Origin of the sequence: Natronomonas amylolytica, assembly GCF_037031205.1 — an archaeon.
GTDB lineage: Archaea > Halobacteriota > Halobacteria > Halobacteriales > Haloarculaceae > Natronomonas > Natronomonas amylolytica.
Map to the genome: position 1 here is coordinate 98,285 of NZ_JAYEZM010000005.1, position 19,169 is coordinate 117,453.

The 19,169-nt window shown below is 55.9% G+C and carries 16 protein-coding genes and 1 pseudogene; 11 read left to right on the forward strand and 6 right to left on the reverse strand.

The genetic code is table 11. The features are described 5' to 3' along the window. The first annotated feature begins 12 nt into the window (after positions 1–12). Positions 13–864 carry a TrmB family transcriptional regulator gene (locus tag U5914_RS08470; RefSeq protein ID WP_336135320.1) on the forward strand — a complete coding sequence of 284 codons (852 nt, stop codon included), beginning with the start codon at positions 13–15 and terminating at the stop codon, positions 862–864. Between the two features lie 24 nt (positions 865–888). Here the strand turns inward: U5914_RS08470 and U5914_RS08475 are convergent, their stop codons facing one another. After that, positions 889–2,406 (reverse strand): sulfatase-like hydrolase/transferase, encoded by a 1,518-nt coding sequence (locus U5914_RS08475; protein ID WP_336135321.1) that lies wholly within the window; start codon positions 2,404–2,406, stop codon positions 889–891. Positions 2,407–2,855: 449 nt separating this feature from the next. Here U5914_RS08475 and U5914_RS08480 point away from each other — a divergent pair, with 449 nt between their 5' ends. Together U5914_RS08480 and U5914_RS08485 are read left to right on the forward strand one after the other, a co-directional pair. Continuing rightward, a complete protein-coding gene (locus U5914_RS08480) occupies positions 2,856–4,283 on the forward strand; it encodes an oligosaccharide flippase family protein (protein ID WP_336135322.1) in 1,428 nt (475 codons plus the stop codon). Positions 4,284–4,393: 110 nt separating this feature from the next. Beyond that, positions 4,394–6,154, forward strand: coding sequence for an ArnT family glycosyltransferase (locus U5914_RS08485; protein WP_336135323.1), 1,761 nt, complete (start codon positions 4,394–4,396; stop codon positions 6,152–6,154). Positions 6,155–6,167: 13 nt separating this feature from the next. Here U5914_RS08485 and U5914_RS08490 read toward each other — a convergent pair whose 3' ends face one another. Beyond that, positions 6,168–7,316, reverse strand: coding sequence for a glycosyltransferase family 4 protein (locus U5914_RS08490; RefSeq protein ID WP_336135324.1), 1,149 nt, complete (start codon positions 7,314–7,316; stop codon positions 6,168–6,170). A gap of 39 nt (positions 7,317–7,355) precedes the next feature. Next, positions 7,356–8,276: a glucosyl-dolichyl phosphate glucuronosyltransferase gene (aglG, locus tag U5914_RS08495; RefSeq protein ID WP_336135325.1), complete on the reverse strand. Its 921-nt coding sequence runs from the start codon at positions 8,274–8,276 to the stop codon at positions 7,356–7,358. Between the two features lie 151 nt (positions 8,277–8,427). On the opposite strand from aglG, the gene U5914_RS08500 reads away from it, so the two are divergent. The 7 genes from U5914_RS08500 to U5914_RS08530 all read left to right on the forward strand — a co-directional run bounded on the left by U5914_RS08500 (position 8,428) and on the right by U5914_RS08530 (position 14,783). After that, entirely contained in the window at positions 8,428–9,102 is a 675-nt protein-coding gene (locus U5914_RS08500; RefSeq protein ID WP_336135326.1) for a glycosyltransferase family 2 protein, read from the forward strand. A gap of 3 nt (positions 9,103–9,105) precedes the next feature. After that, positions 9,106–9,492: a DUF2304 domain-containing protein gene (locus U5914_RS08505; protein WP_336135327.1), complete on the forward strand. Its 387-nt coding sequence runs from the start codon at positions 9,106–9,108 to the stop codon at positions 9,490–9,492. Continuing rightward, the gene (locus U5914_RS08510; protein WP_336135328.1) at positions 9,482–10,306 is read left to right on the forward strand and encodes a polysaccharide deacetylase family protein; all 825 of its coding nucleotides are present in this window, start codon (positions 9,482–9,484) and stop codon (positions 10,304–10,306) included. Before U5914_RS08505 ends, U5914_RS08510 begins: the two co-directional genes overlap by 11 nt. Then, complete coding sequence (locus U5914_RS08515) at positions 10,303–11,325, forward strand: lysylphosphatidylglycerol synthase transmembrane domain-containing protein (protein ID WP_336135329.1); 1,023 nt, start codon at positions 10,303–10,305, stop codon at positions 11,323–11,325. Before U5914_RS08510 ends, U5914_RS08515 begins: the two co-directional genes overlap by 4 nt. 38 nt (positions 11,326–11,363) lie before the next feature. Then, positions 11,364–12,908: an alkaline phosphatase family protein gene (locus tag U5914_RS08520; protein ID WP_336135330.1), complete on the forward strand. Its 1,545-nt coding sequence runs from the start codon at positions 11,364–11,366 to the stop codon at positions 12,906–12,908. A gap of 78 nt (positions 12,909–12,986) precedes the next feature. Then, positions 12,987–13,745 carry a UTP--glucose-1-phosphate uridylyltransferase AglF gene (gene aglF / locus U5914_RS08525; protein WP_336135331.1) on the forward strand — a complete coding sequence of 253 codons (759 nt, stop codon included), beginning with the start codon at positions 12,987–12,989 and terminating at the stop codon, positions 13,743–13,745. Between the two features lie 48 nt (positions 13,746–13,793). After that, positions 13,794–14,783: a GDP-mannose 4,6-dehydratase gene (locus U5914_RS08530; protein ID WP_336135332.1), complete on the forward strand. Its 990-nt coding sequence runs from the start codon at positions 13,794–13,796 to the stop codon at positions 14,781–14,783. An 80-nt stretch (positions 14,784–14,863) separates the two neighbouring features. On the opposite strand, the pseudogene U5914_RS08535 reads toward U5914_RS08530, so the two are convergent. The 3 genes and pseudogenes from U5914_RS08535 to U5914_RS08550 form a co-directional block, all read right to left on the reverse strand. Next, positions 14,864–15,262: pseudogene (locus U5914_RS08535) on the reverse strand (PIN domain-containing protein). Next, positions 15,259–15,456, reverse strand: a complete 198-nt coding sequence (locus U5914_RS08545) for a DUF7557 family protein (protein ID WP_336135335.1) — start codon at positions 15,454–15,456, stop codon at positions 15,259–15,261. The pseudogene U5914_RS08535 and the gene U5914_RS08545 overlap by 4 nt, the downstream one beginning before the upstream one ends. Positions 15,457–15,831: 375 nt before the next feature. Further along, the gene (locus tag U5914_RS08550; RefSeq protein ID WP_336135336.1) at positions 15,832–17,073 is read right to left on the reverse strand and encodes an MFS transporter; all 1,242 of its coding nucleotides are present in this window, start codon (positions 17,071–17,073) and stop codon (positions 15,832–15,834) included. Between the two features lie 125 nt (positions 17,074–17,198). Here U5914_RS08550 and U5914_RS08555 point away from each other — a divergent pair, with 125 nt between their 5' ends. Next, positions 17,199–18,608 (forward strand): sugar transferase, encoded by a 1,410-nt coding sequence (locus U5914_RS08555; protein WP_336135589.1) that lies wholly within the window; start codon positions 17,199–17,201, stop codon positions 18,606–18,608. Positions 18,609–19,169: the final 561 nt, after the last annotated feature.

A 19,169-nucleotide genomic window follows, 5' to 3' on the forward strand; every position in this document is an offset into this window, starting at 1 on the left:
CGGTCGACCATCATGGACTCTCACCCCGACCCGACCGACCTGCTCGAAGAACTCGACCTCAAGGAGTACGAGGCGACTGCGCTGGCGCATCTCCTTCGGGCAGGTCGAACCACAGCCCCGGATATCGCCGAAGCGACCGGCATCCCGAAGGCGCGTATCTACGGCGTCCTCGAATCCCTCGCTGATTATGGCTTCATCGAAGTCATTCCCGGCCGACCGAAGCAGTATCAACCGAAATCGCCGGCGGCTATTCTGGACCGGGCGATGGAGAACCGACGACAGGAGTTCGAGGACTACCGAACCGAGATTGAGGGCCTCCGCCCGGAGTTTCTGGACGTGTTCGGGCCGTTGTACGAGCAGGCCGACGAAGACGTGTCGCCGACCTCCGAGTTGTTCCACGTCGTCGATGTCGGTGACCCAAGCGAGACCGAAACGCGACGCTTGTATCGGATTGCCGATGACGGCGTCTACGTCATCACGAATAGTTTCGCGTATTTCGAGTCGGTCGAACCTGCGGTCGCGAACGCGCTGGCGGATGGCATCGACGTCTCGGTGCTGTTCTTGAATCCTGAGTTGTTGCCTGAGGAGAACGTTCCGCGGCAGCGAGAAATCGTTGAGCGGTTGGAGTCCGATTATCCAGAGATCGACTTCCGGTTTAGTGAGGAGGTTCTACCGTGGCGCGGGACGTTCATCGACCCGAGCATGGATTACGAATCTGGGCAGGCGATATTCCTGGTGGAGGAGACGGACGTGCCAGATTACAAGCGACAGGCCGCGATTACGGAAAACGGGTCATTCGTGGCGGGAATGAAGCGGTATTTTGACTTGATTTGGGAATACGAGAGTTTTAGTTCGCTCGCCTGAGTGTCCTATTTGGCATCGTCTAAGTTAAATATAGCCAAGGTCCTCCAGCTGCTTTTGAGTCGAATCGGACATGTTCTCAAGCTCGTGTCCGACTCGGGAGATGGCAGATTCCTCAAACGAACCGAATACATCTTCGACGCGGTGTCCCCCGTTCTCTGAAACGACAAAGCTGTTTTGTGCGCTGACGATCTCAACGGTTTGTTCCTCCTCACGCCATGTGACGTACTTCTTGACTCGCCCATCATCTGCCTCATAAACAGCTCGAGAAGTCGCAGTATAGGGGGAGAGTGTGTCGACGTAGGGTTCTGCTCGGGCCTGCTTTGGCTTATCCACTCCGACTGCTGTGCTCACGACAGGTTCGTCCGTGACAAACGACGGTTCTGCCTCTTCCAGCAGCCGTTCGACCGCCCGGGGGAATGAATCGAGTGAAACCGGTTCATCGATTCGCTTGGGCGTTTTTTGATTCGGTGCACGGACTACCAGTGGAACGTGAGTCAGACATTCGTGAATGGCGACATTGTGTTCTGCGATTCGGACTGGTCGCAGATTGCTCGGCTCACCGAACCCTTCGCCGTGGTCAGCCGTGATCACGAGAAACGTTTTGTCGAGTACGTCCCGAGTCTCAAGTTCTTCGACGAGGTCTTTCAATAATGAATCTAACTGGAGGATCGAGCCATCATAAAGTCCTTCCAGAGCCTTCTTTTCCCACCATGGTCGCTGTCCGCCAGCGAACTCCCATTTTTGCTCCTCGACATCGTTTTGAATTTCTCGTGCTTGGTCTCCTCCCCACTGGTCATACGCATCGTCGGGTTCGTATGGAATGTGTGCATCCATAAGATTCAGACAGACTGCCCACGGCTCGGTCTGACGGGCCTGCCAGTTCAGAAACGCGTCGATGTAGTGGGCTCCCGAGGCCCCAGTATCGAGAGCGTTAGGCAAAACTGAAGGGAAATCGTATGCCAATTTGATAGCTGCTCCATTTGCCAGCGATCTGAGTGGCTGTTTGCTCTCAAAACAGCTCCTGAGGTACTCGAGGTACTGGCCACGTCCTTCTTTGGCGACGAACTCGCGTGGATCGACGGCATCCGGGAACGGGATGTTTTGTGGCCCGTATACCGTGTCGAATCTGTTCAGACCGGCATCAACGTTCGTGATCCAAGTATTCTCGGAAAATACAGCCGTAGAATATCCCTGCTCGCTCAGTTTTTCGAAAATAGAATGCCCCGGCTCGAGTTGTTTCTCGGTCGTCGTTACCCCGTGTTCCGGGACTGGTCGACCGGTGAATATGCTGGCATGGCTGGTAAGACTCGTCGCGGCAGGTGATCTCGCTTGGCTGTACCAAGTTGCTTCTCTTTTTGCCAGTGACGAAAGAAATGGCGTTGTTTCATTGATGTGTCCATGAAGGGATGTGTTCCGTGCTCGGACGCTGTCGAGGATTATTAATAGAATATTCGGTTGCATCGTATTACCATCCCTAAATGGATCTCCTACAAATAGTTGTTGAGCGTCCTTCGTTGGTTCGGAGAGGGTGTCATTGACCATCCAGTGGGACGGTCGACGAACTCGCTTGTGGGAAATCAGCACACGACAATGGAGCAGTAGTCGTGAAACCCGCGAACGAAAGGGGTAAATGTTCGGTCTTAAAAGAATGAATCATCGACCGTCGAGGATACGACTATCCGCCCACTCTCGATTACACCTCTACTGTCCACTTGCCGGTTGAAGAACGCCGCTGTCTAACTTGAGATTAAGTATCATGAAGGGGACCCGGAACGTATTGGCCTTTCGACAGCAGTCTATCGATCCGACCCCGAGATCCGGATTTAGTTCTGAATGGCCGTCGCCACAGGGGAGTGACTGCCAGCCCACACTCCCGACTCGCACGGATTCAAACCGTGTATCGTGGGTTTCACGACTGAACCATTGCCGATTCAAATTCATTCGGAGGAAAGCGCCTGAGCGCGTAAACTGGCACCGATGAGGTGGCGACAATGAAAATAGGTAAATCGACAATCGTCCACTTTATTTCCAGAGTCGGCCTCTCTGCTGCTGGATTCGTCGCGACGTTCCTGATTGCCTATCTCCTCGGTGCGGACGTTCTCGGGAAGTACAAAGTCGTCGTCGCATTGGTCCTCTGGTTGAATATCCCAACAATGGCGATTTCGTCGGCGATAAATAAACGGGTTAGTGAAGGTGACTCATGTGGGGCATTTCTGTCTGCGGGCTTCATTTTGACGGCAATCCTCGGTACGGCAGTGGCACTCGCGGTCGTCTTCTTTAATCACTATGTCAATCAGTATGTAGGTGCGCCAGTCAGTGGGCTACTTGCTTTTATACTTCTAGCTGATGCGGGATTATATTCTGTCTCCGGAGCGCTTGACGGACAAAAGAAGGTTGCCTCTCGAGGTATTCTGCAGACACTCGAACGGGTCAGTCGAACGGGCTTACAGGTTGCTTTAATACTCCTCGGATGGCGACTAACAGGCCTCCTTGTCGGTCATGCGGTATCGCTTGCTATCGCCGCCATTCTCGGCATTTTCTTGTTTGATACTTGGCCAACAATTCCTTCTATCGAACAGTTTCGGAGCCTCTTTGAATATGCTCGATACGCTTGGCTCGGCACCGTCCAGACTCGCTCGTTTGCTTGGATGGATACGCTTGTTTTGGCGTTCTTCGTTTCTTCGTCTTTGATTGGGATTTACGAGGTCGCGTGGGGCTTGGCCTCGGTTCTCGTTTTGGTCGGACTTTCGATTCAACAGATTCTGTTTCCGGAACTGAGTGAACTCGGTACGGAGGGTTCTGACGAACGTATTCATACCCATCTGGATGAGGGATTAGCCTTCACGGGCATATTCAGTATACCCGGACTCTTTGGGGTACTGATCGTCGGTGAACGCCTGCTACGGATTTATGGAGCAGAGTTCGCGCAGGGAGCAACAATCCTCGCGATTTTGGTCCTCGCCCGTACGATTTCGGCCTATGGGGCGCAGTTCGTTTCGGCGATTAATGCGATCGACCGACCGGATGTGGCATTTCGGATTAACGCAGTGTTCGTCGTGGCAAATGTTCTCCTTAACGTGTTCTTGATTTACTTATTCGGGTGGTACGGTGCCGCTGTCGCGACGGCTATTTCTGCACTTCTCATGCTCGTGCTCGGCTACCTGTCTCTTTCGAAATTAATTGGTTCGCCATCGATTCCAACTCTTGAAATTCTCCGACAAATCGTAGCTGCCGGTCTTATGGGGATTTCTCTCCTCGGGTTGGTTGAGGTGATGCCTACAGGGCTCTTGGCAACCATTGTTGTCGTCCTTCTCGGGATAGCAATCTATTCGAGTATATTGCTCACTATCTCGACTCGCATTCGACGAAGAGCAATTTCACTACTCCCAGAACCTATACGCACCAAATACGATATCTGAACGACGTGTGACCGAAGATAGAACTTCCAACAGGTGGTCGGTACCACCTATTTATACCTCTTCATCTGAGTGAGCAATACCTTTGTAACGGGCCCTTCCTCCAATCCTGTATGTGGGAACACGCTCGACTCTTTCTGCGCTCGGTATCTGCTACAATCCGCTCGGATCTTTCGGAGGACGATTCGCTGTCGTTCATTCTGTTTGGGACTGCATTGTTGGCGGGATTTTGGTTCTGGTATCGTGTCCCGAACTTCGCTGGTCCTGACGAGTATTCTCGACTCCTTCAGCCGATAAAGACTGCCGGATATGTCGCCGCTGATCCCAGTATCGAGGCACTCCGTCGTGGTCTTCTGGACGGTCGCGCGCTCGGGGCGACCTTTTATGTTTACGCGCTCGTTCTCGCCCCTCTCGCCGTTCTGGTCCTCGTTTCCGGGCAGTTCAGCGAGTTCGTATCACTCGGATCGGTCACTTCTCGCTGGACGCTTTGGCATGAGGCGCCAGTGTGGTTTTGGACTGGGGCCGTACTGTTCAGTCGGCTCGTTTTAATCGTCTTCGCCGCCGGATGTGTCTACCTCACCTATCGACTCGGCGTTCGGCTACAGGACCGACGAACGGGCCGCTATGCATCGGCACTACTGATGTTATCGCTTGGCTTCGTTTCGAAAGCTCACGAAGCAGGCGAAGACCTACCGATGCTGTTCTTCTTCTTGCTTGCGACTTATCTCGCTGTTCGGTTCATCCAGACTGGTGACGAGCGGTCGTTCCTGGTGGGTGCGGCAATCGGTGGTCTCGCGATTGCATTCAAACTTACTGCGGGTGTCGTGGTGTTCGTCCTCGCCGGCTCACTCGTCGCTCGAAGCCTAAAGACCGATGGCGCGTGGTATAGCGGGCTCCTTCGGCCGAAATTGATTGCCGGAGGCCTCGCACTCGGTAGCGTGGCGATTTACGTTGGCATTCCAAGCATTCTCGTTTCCGGCCCGGAGGCGCTGTTGACCCGCGTCTTCCATACTGCAGGCCAGAAGACTGCGCTCTCCGGCGGTCGGGAGGCCCCGATCTGGTACTGGATCTCGAAAGGATACCTAGAAGGATTCGGGCTTCCACTGGGCCTTGCAACCGTCGTCGCTATTCCCGTTAGTTTCCTCTTTCTCCGAAAACAATCGGTCAGCATTCACGCGGCGGCGCTTTTGCTGGTCGCGCTTGTGGTATATCTGATGGTCTTTTTCCAGTGGTCGTATCTCCGTATGCACCATCTCCTTCCGACGTTCCCGCTGATGTTGTTACTTTTGGGGATGGTCTTAGCGGGGCTCAACAAGCAACGACCGTTACTGGGGCATACGTTGGTCGCTATACTCGTCGTCACATCCGCCCTGTATGCAGGCGGTGGCGTCATTAAATATGCTACTGAACCTCGCGACCAAGCCACTGACTGGATGGAATCGAACGTAGACCAAGGAGAGCGGGTCGTGGTGTATGAAAATTCCATCGCAGATGTCGCTGCTATCCACGGTCGTACGGTTGAGCATTACCCCTATGACGAGGAAAACGCCACATACAGTTCCTCGTTGGTCTTGAATGAGTCGGCGTATACTGAGTGGATGATATCAACGCCTGGCCGCGGACCGGAGTATATCCAACTTACTGCGGCAGATATCCGGTATCTTGATCCATTCTCTCCCTTGGCGGAAAAATACCCTCGCCGTGCCGAATACATCCGCCAACTGCTTGATGGTGATAATGGGTACCGGATTGCGGTGGAGTTCGGGAATCGCCCCGAATATCGAACGCCGAACGCGGAACTAATCCGAACTGGTGTTAAGCCGACACCGGACCCTTACGAGGAGTACGTGGTCATCCTGGAGCGGGATGACTGACTGCGGCGTTCTCTCATGTACGTCTTTCGTCGAGTGCTGAAAGTATCCGGTCGTATCGGGCTACGGCCGCCTCGAAACTGTACTTTTCTTCGATCAAGTTCCTGCCACGCGAACTAATCTTCGGCAAGTCATCCCGTTGTTCGAATATCCTTTCGATACCAGCGGCTATCGCACTCGAATCAGTATCCGTCATTAGGAAACCGGTCTGACCGTCCTGCACGACGTCTGGAACGCCAGATACAGGTGTCGCATACACGGGCGTTCCACAGGAGAGGGCCTCCAGGATTGTCGTCGGTAGCCCTTCTGTCGGCTGTGAGGGCATAACTAGCAACTTCATGCGATTCAGTTCAGTGGATACGTCCTCGTGGTCAACCCAACCGACCAACTCAACCCGGCCGGCTTCGATCTGGTCGTCCAGTTCGGTTTCTAACCACTCATAGAGTGGGCCATCTCCAACGAAACGGAAAGTAAGGTCGGAGGGGAGTCGCTTGGCGACCTGCGCCAATTCCCTGACTCCCTTCTCCTCGTCGAGACGGCCAACGAATCCGACCACCTCGTCGCGTTCCCCGAAGGACGTCTCGGGACTGAATGCTCCAGTGTCGACGTATCGTGCACCCCATGGATGAACTGACGACGAATCTGGATTTAAATCCAATTCGCGAGCCATGTTCGGTGTATAAGTAACGATCCCATGAGCCGCGACAAAGCCTGCCCGTTCGAGGACACGGACGAGAGAAGCAAGCCCCCACGCCAGTATATCCGGCATGCGCTGTTCCCACGTCAAGCGCAACGTGAGTGGGACGTCGCCGCGTGGTTCAACGAGGACGGTTTTCCCGAGGAGGCGTGCGAACAGAATCGGTAGCAGATACGAGGTCGCTCCGAAGAATAGTACGATCGACTCGGGCTGCCGTCGAATAGTGGCACACATCCGTAACTGGTTCAATAGGAATCGAACGGCCGCTACAGCGACGTTTTCGCCCGTACTTTTTTGAGTTAACTCGATTACGTTGCGATCTTCTCGAATCGTGGAGTCGGAGGGCAGATCGGCGGTGATAAGACTGACTGGTCTCAATTCTGCGAGGATGTCCAAGAGCGTCCGGGTCGCGTTTTCTCCCGCGGAACTCAAGGGATGGGTGATGACACAAATCCCGCGTTCGGTCATGAAACGCCCTTCGTCGGTGACTGGCTTATCCTTGTTCGTTCAGTAGCGGACGAGGCCGTACAGATAGCCACTCCCGACAAACGCCGTAAACACGAGTAGCATGACCAGTTGCTTCGCCTTCGGAAGCGATGGGGACCGAACGAGGTCCGCGAGTCGTCCCGGGAAAAACTCGACGGCAAGTCGTCGGAGGAAAACATCCTCTTCGTCGCCATCGTTGGTCTCGAGAAGCTCCTCCATCGCACGTTTGGAGTACCCCTGCCAGAACGCTCGATCGAGTAGCCAACTAGGGTCCGTCCGGTAGTCGAATACCTTGTGGGCGACCTTCGCGTCAGGCGTGTACCAGACTCGTTCGTCGTACTCGACGGCCAGTCGAGCACACAACTCAGTTTCACCGCCTTGCAGATTTTTGTCTCCCTTTCGTCCGCCGATGTCGATGTCGAACCCGCCGAGTTCGAGGAAAATATCTCGTCGGAAGGAGATATTCGACCCGAACGTGTTGCGAACGTATCCGGGTCCATCAGCGAAGCCGCGATGAGTCACACCGACTAACCAGTAGAATTCCTCAGGGAGAAATTCCGGTTTTCCCGCAACCCACTCGGCGGTCATTTTCCCGCCGACTGCAACTGCGTTCCGTTCTTCATAGCCTTTTACGAGCTCCTTGACCCAGTCTTGGTCGGCTATTGCATCGTCATCGATGAACGCAACGATGTTACCATCCGCGATTTCAGCGCCTCGATTCCTACTTTCGAGTAGGCCTAGGTTTTCGTCGTTGCAACTGATTTGTGTACGGTTCTTGTCGCCGTAGTCGTCTAGAACACGTTCGTAAACTGTAGTTTTCCCATCGACAACTATCACTAATTCAATATCGTCGTATGTTTGGCTGAGTATACTCTCGGCGGCATCCTGAAAGTCGCCGTATCGGTCGTGAGAATACGTACAGAGTACGACGGAGACCCTCATTCAACGATTATACCCCTGAACGGCCGATAAGCGTTGTGACTGCTGATCGATTTTTCTATAATTAGATTTGAGTATTCAATAATATCAGTAGATACAGTTCACTGATTATCAGAAGGAAACATTCAAGCGGATAGTATCTCTTTCAACCGGTATGCGCGTTGTAGCGATAGTGCCAGCGTACAACGAAGCAGGTACTATCGGTTCTGTTATTGATGAAACTTCTTCGCACGTTGATGATACCGTCGTTGTGGATGATGGTTCTACGGACGAAACAGCGGAGATTGCCCGTAACCACGGCGCGACGGTTATCTCCCATGCAATCAATACCGGTGTCGGCGGCGCAGTCCGAACCGGCTATCTCTACGCTATTCGAAACGACTATGATTTCGTTGTGCAGGTTGATGCAGATGGACAGCACGACCCGGCATATATCCCAACTCTGCTCGAAACTGCCGAGGACAACGACATGGTTATCGGTAGCCGGTACCTCAATGAAAGCTACAAGGAGTATTCGTTCATCCGAAACCTCGGTATCCGGTTCTTTACGTCGATGGTGAACTCTCTGGGTGGTGTGGAAATAACAGACGTAACGAGCGGATTCCGCGTCTATCGAGTTGATCGTCTGCGTGAAATACTCCACCGATCCGATAAACATTGGGCGGTTGAACAGACGCTTGCTGCTGCCAGAAACGATCTCAGAATGAAAGAAATCTCAGTTCGGATGCCAACTCGTGATGTCGGACAATCACAGTTCACCCTGGATACGTTCGTTATGTATCCTCTCCGAATGGCCGACGTAGTCCTTCGGATTCTCCTCTTCAGATAGAACATGGTTGAGTATACGCTTATCAATGGTATCACGTTCGCCCTGGGATGGGTATTCCTCTACATCGGCTACCGAATGGTCAAGCGTGGTCGGGGGGATGTGGCTCTGTTCCTCACTATGGCGGGAATCGGGCTCGGTTTCATTATCGTCGCGGTATATCCTGACATCTTTGAGGTCATAGCGTCCGTTATCGGTCTTGAATGGAAAGCTCGGGCCATACTTATCGTTTCGAGTCTCGTACAGTTTATCCTGATTATATACCTCTTTCATCGGACTAGTCGGCTCTATGATAAAGTCTCGAGACTTAACGAAGAGTTGAGCCTTCTCAACGCGAGCATGACGGATGGCCGGGGGGACAGTAGACCAAACGAGACCGGCGATGACGACTGATAAAGCCGTTCTATCCGTCGACTTCGAATTATTCACTCACACGCCTGCCTATCGGGGTGTGTCCGGCTCTATTGCCGACGAGACACTTGGCCTTGATGCGTGGCCCTTCCTTCGCGAGTTGCTCGCAGAACACGATGCAACTGCGACGTTCTTCGTGGTTGCCGAAGTCGCACAGCAATATCCCGATACGATCGCTTCGATAGCCGATGCCGGCCATGAAATCGCATCTCACACGCTGACACACCCGCTACTGACCGACCTTCCTCAAGACGAACAGCGGATGGAACTACAGCGATCTCGAACCGTTCTCGAGGACGTGACTGGGGAGACGGTCAACGGGTTCCGAGCACCCGCGTTCAAACGTCCGGCTGGATTCTTTCCGCTTCTTGACGATGTCGGGTATACGTACGACTCGAGTATCGTTCCGGCACGCAAGATCCCCGGATGGTATGGGGGTGAGTACTCGATTACTGAACCTTGCTCAATGACTAACCTCGCGCCTGGGGCTCCGGATATCTACGAACTGCCTTTGAGCATTATGCCGGGAATCCGATTGCCATTGTCCGGCGCATGGACCCGATTACTCGGTCGTCGGTATACCCTGCTCGGGCTGGAACTACTACGTCGCTCGGATACAATTCCGGTATTGTATACCCATCCGTGGGAGCTCGTTGAGCTTCCATCAGTCGAAGGGTTACCGAAGCGGGTTAGTTGGCGGACGGGTGAGTGGATGCGTGAGACCTTTCGGCAGATACTATCGATGGAATACGAATTCGTTCCCGCAAGTTCGGTCGTTGGAGTGGACGCGCTGTGAGTAAGTCCGTTCGATCGCAGGCAGCGCGAATCGGCCGATATCTGTTGGGTATCGCTGCTCTGATATGGGTCATTAACCGTGGTGACTGGAATAAGACGATCGATGTTCTCGGAGAGATCTCTCCGTCGGTTCTGGGCTTGCTCGTAGCACTCGCGATTAGTGGAGTCGTCTTTCGGTCCCTGATGTGGTACTCAATCGTGGACCACACGACGGAAATTACGCTTCTGACCGCGATTGAAATCGATTTAGTCGTTAATTTCCTCAACCAGTTGATGCCTTCTCGACTCTCGGGTCGCTCGGCCGCGCCGCTGGTCGTTCGGCAACGAGCCGGTGTGAATGTCGGGACAGCGGCCGGTATTACGGGAGTCAATACTGGCCTGTATGGTTTGCTGTATGCTGGTACTGCACTCGTCGGTATCGCAGTTATATTCGGTCGGATTAGTACTGGTTTACTCGGACTCCTGTTGCTATCGACGGCGCTGTACCTGGTTGCTGGCGTTCTCATATTGATTGCCGGCCTGAAAATGGAGATAGTTGACGCTCTTGTTGTTCGATTGTCAGCGCCCTCTCGACGGATTCCAATTATCGGATCTCGAATCAGCGAGCTATTCGACCGGGTACCTGAGTTTACCGGTTACTCGGCCGATGTATTCCAAGAGACGTTGACATCTCCTCGGGTACTCTTGGTGTTCATCACCGGGTGGATCGGGTCACTCGCTGTCTTTCCCGCGCTCCGCGTCTATGTGCTATTTGGTGCGCTCGGGAGTGGTTTCGAACCAGCCACCGCCTTACCGGTTATACTTATTGCCGCGTATAGCGTTACGTTACTTCCCCTTACACCGGGTGGCATCGGCGTCACGGAAGCGACAGCAACGTTCGTCTTCGTCGCGTTGGGCGTGCCATACGAAATTGCTGCTTCGACCGTACTTGTAGACCGTGTTCTTGGGGTTTACATCCCTGCACTTCTCGGATGGTATCCGACAGTTCGCCAGAACCCGCTGTCGTTCGTCTCGAGTTAAATCGGAAAATATTCCCCGATAACGGAGCGAGTGTGGCTATGTCCCGAACGTTCGTCGTGGGTCTCGACGGTGCGAGTTGGGAGCTGCTTGAGCCTTGGATTGAGGCAGATGAACTCCCTAACCTCGAGAGCATCCGCAAAGACGGCTCGTGGGCCACGAACCGGAGCTGTCTGCCCCCCGTTACGTTTCCGAACTGGAAATGTTACTCGTCGGGGAAAAACCCGGGTAAGTTCGGCGTCTTTTGGTTTGAGCATATTGATCTCGAACGCGAACAAATCGATGTAATGAACGGTTCCAGTTTCGATACTGCTGAACTCTGGGATTATCTCAATGCAGATGGCTATTCGGCAGGTGTGGTCAACATGCCGACGATGTATCCACCGCGTGAAATCGACGAGATGATCGTTTGTGGCGGCCCGGACGCGGTCAGCGGTGAGTATCGTTCGATCGAATCTGGATATACGTATCCTTCGGAGTTGGCGGATGATCTCGAATCGAGATACGACTATCGCGTCCACCCGGAACCACTTCTCTCGTCCAACCAGGAACGCGGCGAGGAAGTCGAAGAGATCCTCGATTTACTGGACCTCCGCTTACAAGTCGCCATCGATGCATTGGAAGAGCGAGAACTTGATTTCGTACACGTGACGCTTTTTTATCTAAACGTTCTCCACCACTTCTTCTGGAACGAGGAACCGACGAAACGGGCTTGGAAGATCGTTGATGAGTGGCTTGGTAGAATCGATGAGTTGCCGGATACAAATCTCGTTATCATGTCCGATCACGGTTGTGACGCGACGACGACGGAATTCTATATTAATGAATGGCTGGCCGAGAACGGGTATCTCCAGAAGACCCGTACTATCGAAGACTACTTCCAGCGTTTCGGACTGACGAGAGAGAACGTCTTAGACCTCGCAAAACGCGCGAATCTGGTTGATGTTCTCTCTCGGACCGTCCCCGAACACATACAGAAACTCGTCCCACAGAGTGCTGGTGTTAAACGAGAACGGAAACTTGATAAAATTGATGTCAATCACACGAAGGCAGTTGCAAGCGGCCAAGGTCCGATTTATCTGAACCCGGAATTCAACACCGAGTTGGTTCGTGAGAAACTCGTCGCCGATCTTGAGAACGTTACCGACGAGAACGGTAACCCGCTGTTCACGAACGTCTATCACGGGGAAGACGTGTATTCGGGACGGTACGTCCAGAAGGGCCCAGAAATCGTACTTGACCAGCGACCGGGTGTCCACGTAAACGACGGACTCGGTGGAGGAGAGATACAAACGAAGCCAGACCGATGGGCCGCAGAAAACACACCCACCGGTATCTTTGCCGCCAAAGGCCCTGACTTCGAACCATGCGGTGGGTTGGGAGAAATCGATATCGTTGATATCGCACCGACGGTCCTATCGGTGTTCGATGTCCCCCGTCCGACCGATATAGATGGTGAGGTTCTACCGATTTTTGAAACGCAACCCGAAGAACGGACTCAGGAGCCTATCAGGCGCGCAGAGGCCTCTGGTGTGGCCGATGAAGATGTCGCAGATCGACTAAAACAACTCGGATATATGGAGTAAATCGTCAGTTCATCCGTGTTCCGTTCTGAAAGATCGCTTGCCGAAAGCATTTGTAGACGAGATTAGTAGAGGAAGGATATGCAAGCTGTCGTACTCGCCGCCGGCGAGGGGACCCGCCTCCGCCCCCTCACCGAGGATAAGCCCAAGGCTCTCGTCGAAGTCGATGGCCGACCGATTCTGAGCCACTGTTTCGACCAACTCATCGAACTGGACGCCGACGAACTGCTCGTCGTCGTCGGCTACAAGAAGGAACGCATCATCGACTACTACGGCGACGAATACGAGGGCGTCCCGATTACCTACACCCACCAGCGGGAGCCGAAGGGGCTTGCCCACGCTCTGCTGACGGTCGAAGAGCACGTCGACGACGACTTCATGCTCATCCTCGGGGACAACATCTTCGAGGCGAACCTCGCGGACGTGGTCAACCGTCAGCAGGAAAACCGGACCGATGCGGCCTTCCTCGTCGAGGAGGTGCCGTGGGAGGAAGCCTCTCGCTACGGCGTCTGCGACACCAATGACTACGGCGAGATAACAGAGGTCATCGAGAAACCCGAGGACCCGCCGACGAACCTCGTGATGACGGGCTTCTACACGTTCACGCCGGCCATCTTCCATGCCTGCCATCTCGTCCAGCCCTCCGACCGCGGCGAGTTCGAACTCTCGGATGCCATCGACCTCCTGATTCAGTCGGGTCGGACCATCGACGCGATTCGGATGGACGGCTGGCGTATCGACGTCGGCTATCCCGAGGACCGCGAGGAAGCCGAACGGCGCTTGCAGGACGGCTACGAGGTTGAAAACGAGAGCGAGGAAGCCGGTACGACCTCCGAATAGCGCGCCGATTCCGGGCGGCTTTTTGTGCGGTCGAAACGACCCAATCCTATGCACGTACTCGTCACCGGTGGCGCCGGGTTCATCGGCGGCCATCTCGCCGAGGCCTTCCTCGATGACGGCCACGACGTGACCGTCATCGACGCGATGGACCCCTTCTACGATCTGGGACTCAAGGAACACACCCTCGACGTTCATCGCGAGGTTGCCGACCGCGAGGGCGTCGCCTACGAGTTCGTCGACGGCGACATTCGAGACGAGGATCTCGTCTCGGAACTCGTCGACGAGGCCGACTACGTCTATCATCAGGCCGCCAAGGCGGGCGTTCGACCGAGCGTCGAAGCGCCACGGGAGTACGACGCGGTCAACGTCGACGGGACGCTCAACATTCTGGATGCGGCCAGAAATACGGACCTCGAACGAATCGTGATGGCCTCCTCGTCGTCGGTCTACGGCGGCCGCGAGGAGTACGTTCCCTTCTCGGAGACTGACCCGACACTGCCGGTCTCGCCGTACGGCGCCTCGAAACTCGCCGCCGAGCGCTATGCCTGTGCGTACAACGAGGTCTACGACGTCTCGGCGGTTGCGCTGCGATACTTTACTGTCTACGGCCCGCGGATGCGGCCGAACATGGCCATCTCGAATTTCGTCTCCCGGTGCCTGAACGACGAGCCGCCGGTCGTCTACGGCGACGGCACCCAGACGCGGGACTTCACCTACATCGACGACGTCATCGATGCCAACCGGACGCTACTGGACAGCGACGCCGCTGACGGCGAGGCGGTCAACATCGGCTCGACGGACAACATTGAGATTCGGACGCTGGCGGCGGAGATTCGAGACCAACTGGCGCCCGAGTTGGAGCTCGAATACGCCGAACGCTACGATGCCGACGCCGAGCACACGCATGCGGATACGTCCAAAGCCGAGGACCTTCTCGGCTACGACCCTGACCACACGATTCGGGAGGGCGTCGAGAAGTTCATCGAGTGGTACCGGGCGAATCGGGAGTGGTACGAGCCGTTGGTGTTGGCGTCGTAGCCCTCAGTGTGCGAAATTGGAGTATCAACGTAGAGTCTCAGGAGCGAAACGATAGCCAGCCGCTTAGCGAGTAACAGCCCTTAGTCTTCTGTTCGGAGGTTCGTGACGTCCATCAGGTCGGTGAGAAGTTGGGTCTCGAAATCGGTGTCCGCGACAACAAGTTCGCTCCCGGTCGACCGCGCGGTCGCCGCGATGAGAAGGTCGCGCGCGGCCATTCGTTCCCCGTCCTCCATCAGCTGGTCTTGCATCCGGGCCGCCTCCAAAGCGATTTGCTCGTTCAGATCGATCGAGTGAACACCGCCGAACTCTTGGCGAACATCGACGACGTCCGTCTTTCCCGACCCCACCCGTCAGTTAATCACCTCGAAGACACAGACCGAGGACGTAAGATAGGGTTGCGAGCGGTCTTCGACATATTCGACGACGTCCGGCACCCCTTCGAGCATGTCGATGATGACGGAGGAATCGAGGAACGTCACTGCTCGAAGCTCTCCCGAGAACGCTCTACGGCCTCTCGTGCGCGGTCGGCCTGGTCTTCGCTCCACGCGCCGATGTTGATGGGTTTCTCGCTCTGTGCGAGGCGTTCTAAGAGTTCGTCAAACGTTTCGTCTTCCCGTTTCAACTGCTCCAGCATCTCCTTCGTGTCGTCGGAGACTCGGATGGACGTACTCATATGTATACGGTCTGCATACAGGCCTAACTAAGTTACGCCGGTTTGGAGGTTACAGCGATAGCGAGGCGAAAGCCACTCCTTTAGGGTGGGAGGGAGTCAATCCGAATTCTCCTCGTCTTCGCTGAGGTCTGGAAGGTCGTCGGCCTAGCCCGGATTGTTGGCTTACCAGTCGTCGATTCGCTCTGATCCCAAATCCTGCACCAGCATCTGCAATACTCCTCGCTTCTCCCGTTCGTGGGAGTGGTCTGTTCGAGGAGAGATTGACGTTCTATCCACGTCTATGCATCGAGGCGTTCATTCCCCAGTGCGAAAACCGCAAACAGTACGCACCGCTCATGTTGGCGTCGTCGGCTCGCTGTCCGTTCAAGGAGCGCGCTACTCGCTTCGAATCAGAAGGAGTGCCAGAAGGCCGGCCGTCATCGAGAACCCGGCCAACACGACGAACAGTATCGACGTCGAACCGTAGGTCCGCACGGCGCCGATGATCGCGGCTCCGAGGGCGCCGACGCCGAAGATGGCGAGATACGTATACCCAAAGGATAGGCCTCGCGACCCCGCGAGCGAGTACTTCGCGATGGTCGCCTGAGAGAGCGGTTGCATCGCGAACAGCGCGAACCCGAGCAGGAAACTCACCGCCAACAGCCCCCACAGCCCCGTCTCGGCAGCCGGGACGAACAACAGAGCGAAGGTGGTGAGCAAGCCGAGCATCACCAACATCCCGCGGTCGGGTTCGATGCGTTCGGTGAGGCGGCCGCCCAGATACTGCCCGCCGATGCCGACCATCAACAGGCCGGCGTACAGGTACTGCGCGAGGTCGAACTCCTCGGCAAGGGCGCTCTCGGGGGCGAAGAGTCCGAGGCGGGCATCACCGATGGCCGCCGTGAGGAACTCGCCGAGTAATTCGGGCAGAAACGTGACGACGCCGCGATAGTAGAGGCCATTGAACGCGACGATGACGAAGACCAGCGCGAAGCCGACCGTGAACAGTTGTCGGGTCTCGGTTAGGAACTCGGCGGGCGACGACGGGGGTTGACGCTCGCCACCGTCGGCCATCTCGACGGCTGCTGTCGGGTCGAACTCGATGGACAGCCCCACGACCGCGGCGATCAGCGCCGGGATTGCGAGGAGTGCGACGACGAGTTGCCACTCGAAGACAAGCAAGAGCAGCGCGGTCACGAGCGGCCCGCCCGCGATACCGACGTTGCCGGCCATCCCGTGGTAGGCGAACCCCCGACCGCGCTCGCGGACGCCGTTGCTGATGAGCGTGAGGCCAGCGGGATGGTAGACGCTGGCCGCCGCGCCCCAGATGGCAATGGCTGCCGTGATACCGAGAACGTTCGGGGCGATGCTCAACGTCAGAAACGAGATTCCCATCCCGGCGAGACAGAGACTGATGAGGCGTCGCGAGCCGAAGCGGTCGACCAGCAGGCCACCGGGTAGCGCGCCGACGCCGAAGAGGCCGTAGCCGACCGCGACGGCCGTGCCCAGGACGGCCGACGTCGTCGAGAACTCGAGGAGCCACACCGTCATCAGGATGGGTATCGACAACTCGTAAATGTGGACCATCGCGTGGCCGGCCATTACGAACCCGACGATTGAACGATCGTTTTCGTCCACGAAGAGGCGTATTCGGCGATGGCATAATAGACTCACGTCTGTTCGGGACCGGGACTGCAGGGGGAGTCCAACAACCGTCCGACACAGTCGGAGCGTTTATTCACCTCGGATTCGGAGGGCAGAATATGACTGGCGGGTGGCGGTATCGGATCGCGAGTGTCCTCGGGGTAGTCTCGCTTTCCGTACTCGCCGTCCGCCTTGCCAACGTCCCGGCGCTGCAGGCTGGGTTCGCGTTCGTTCCCGTTATCGGCCATCTGCCCTTCGAGCCAGCATACGGCACGGAGTTCGCCTTCGAGGCGGCGACGACTGCGCTCGTCATGCTGGCCGCGCTCGTGCCGCTCTACAAGCCGCGGCCGCGTCGGATTCTCGATGCCGCCGAACTGGCCGCCCGGCGCGTCCTGCTGGCCTGTATCGCCCTGGCCGCGATCGGCTATTTCGACTACACCTATCGACTCCCGCGGGCGACGCTCGTGGTGGTAGGTGTGATTGCGCTGGTGGTGATGCCGTCGTGGTTCGTGGCCATCCGACGGCGTCCCCGTGGGGAGGCGGGGCGGACGCTCATCGTCGGCGACGACCCTGATACGATGGACGACATCCTTGCGGCGCTCGACGGTGGTGTCGTCGGGTACGTCTCACCACCGTCGGCGTACTTCGGGGCCGACCGCGAGCCACAGCCAGCCGTGCCGGCGAGCGCTGACGGCGGCCGGCCGGAGACACTCGACGAACTGGCGTGTCTCGGTGGCCTTTCACGGCTCGACGAGGTGCTGGTGGAGTACGACATTGACACGGTTGCACTCGCGTTCGCTCAACCGGATCGCGCGGAGTTCTTCGGTGCGCTTGACGCTTGCTACGAGTACGGCGTGACCGCGAAGATCCACCGCGAACACGCCGATAGCGTGCTGACGACCGGCTTCGGGAGCGAAGAGTTGGTCGACGTGGATCTGGAGCCGTGGGACCCGCTTGATCACGTCATGAAGCGAATCTTCGATTCGGTGTTTGCCGGGGTTGGATTGCTTGTGCTGTCGCCTGTTATGTTGCTGATTGCGGTTGCAATCAAACTGGAGGATGGTGGGTCAGTATTGTACGGGCAGGAACGGACGGCCTCGTTCGGTGATACGTTCCGGGTGTACAAGTTCCGAAGTATGATAGAGAACGCTGAGGACGCTGAGCCGGTCGATGACGAGGAGAATCCTCATATTACGCGTGTCGGTGCGGTGCTTCGTCGGACGCATCTGGATGAGGTTCCACAGCTGTGGTCGATTCTGAAAGGCGACATGAGCGTCGTCGGCCCTCGGGCCGCGTGGGTCGAAGAGGAGGTTGAGTTGGAGTCGGTCGCCGATGACTGGCGAAAGCGCTGGTTCGTGAAGCCCGGACTGACAGGGCTGGCACAGATCAACGACGTTTCGAGTACGGAACCGGAGAAGAAGCTGCGCTACGACGTGGAATATATTCGGCGGCAGTCACTGTGGTTCGATTTGAAGATTGTAATACGGCAGATTTGGATAGTCGGACGCAATCTTATTGGCAAGGAATGACTTGCGTTTCCACGGTTCTTTTTGAGAATTGAGATGACCTTCTCGGATGAATCGCTGTCTCAGTACAGGCGCGGACTTCCGGTCATCTCCTCACGAATTATCGGATTTCGATACTCATCTCCGGATCGCGTCGCAAAGCAGTCCAGAGACTGCCCTGATACTCTCGATTCGAAGTCACGGCCTATTGCTGTCTTAACTGGCCGTGGGTTATCCATCAGCTTGGTTGTAGACTACGGATGTATCTCTGGTGAGGCCAATCGTTCGTTGCCCAGAATGTGGACTGAAACCGTCGTACCAAGGGGTCGACGGCCGTACTTCCGGAACTCGTCACTAACATTCCGGTGATTCAGTACATCGACGGACATCGATTCTGGGAGCGCCTCAAGAACGACCTTCCAGTCCTCTTCGGGGGCACCTCCAGAGCGTCTTGCCGATCGCTTCGAGATGCTATGAGCTACTCCTCGACATCATCTCTGGTCGTCAGACGCTATTGTGGGCCGGACTATTGGTGTAGTTCTCGTTGATTGCCGTTGCGATGCTGGATGCCGAAACTGATCATGG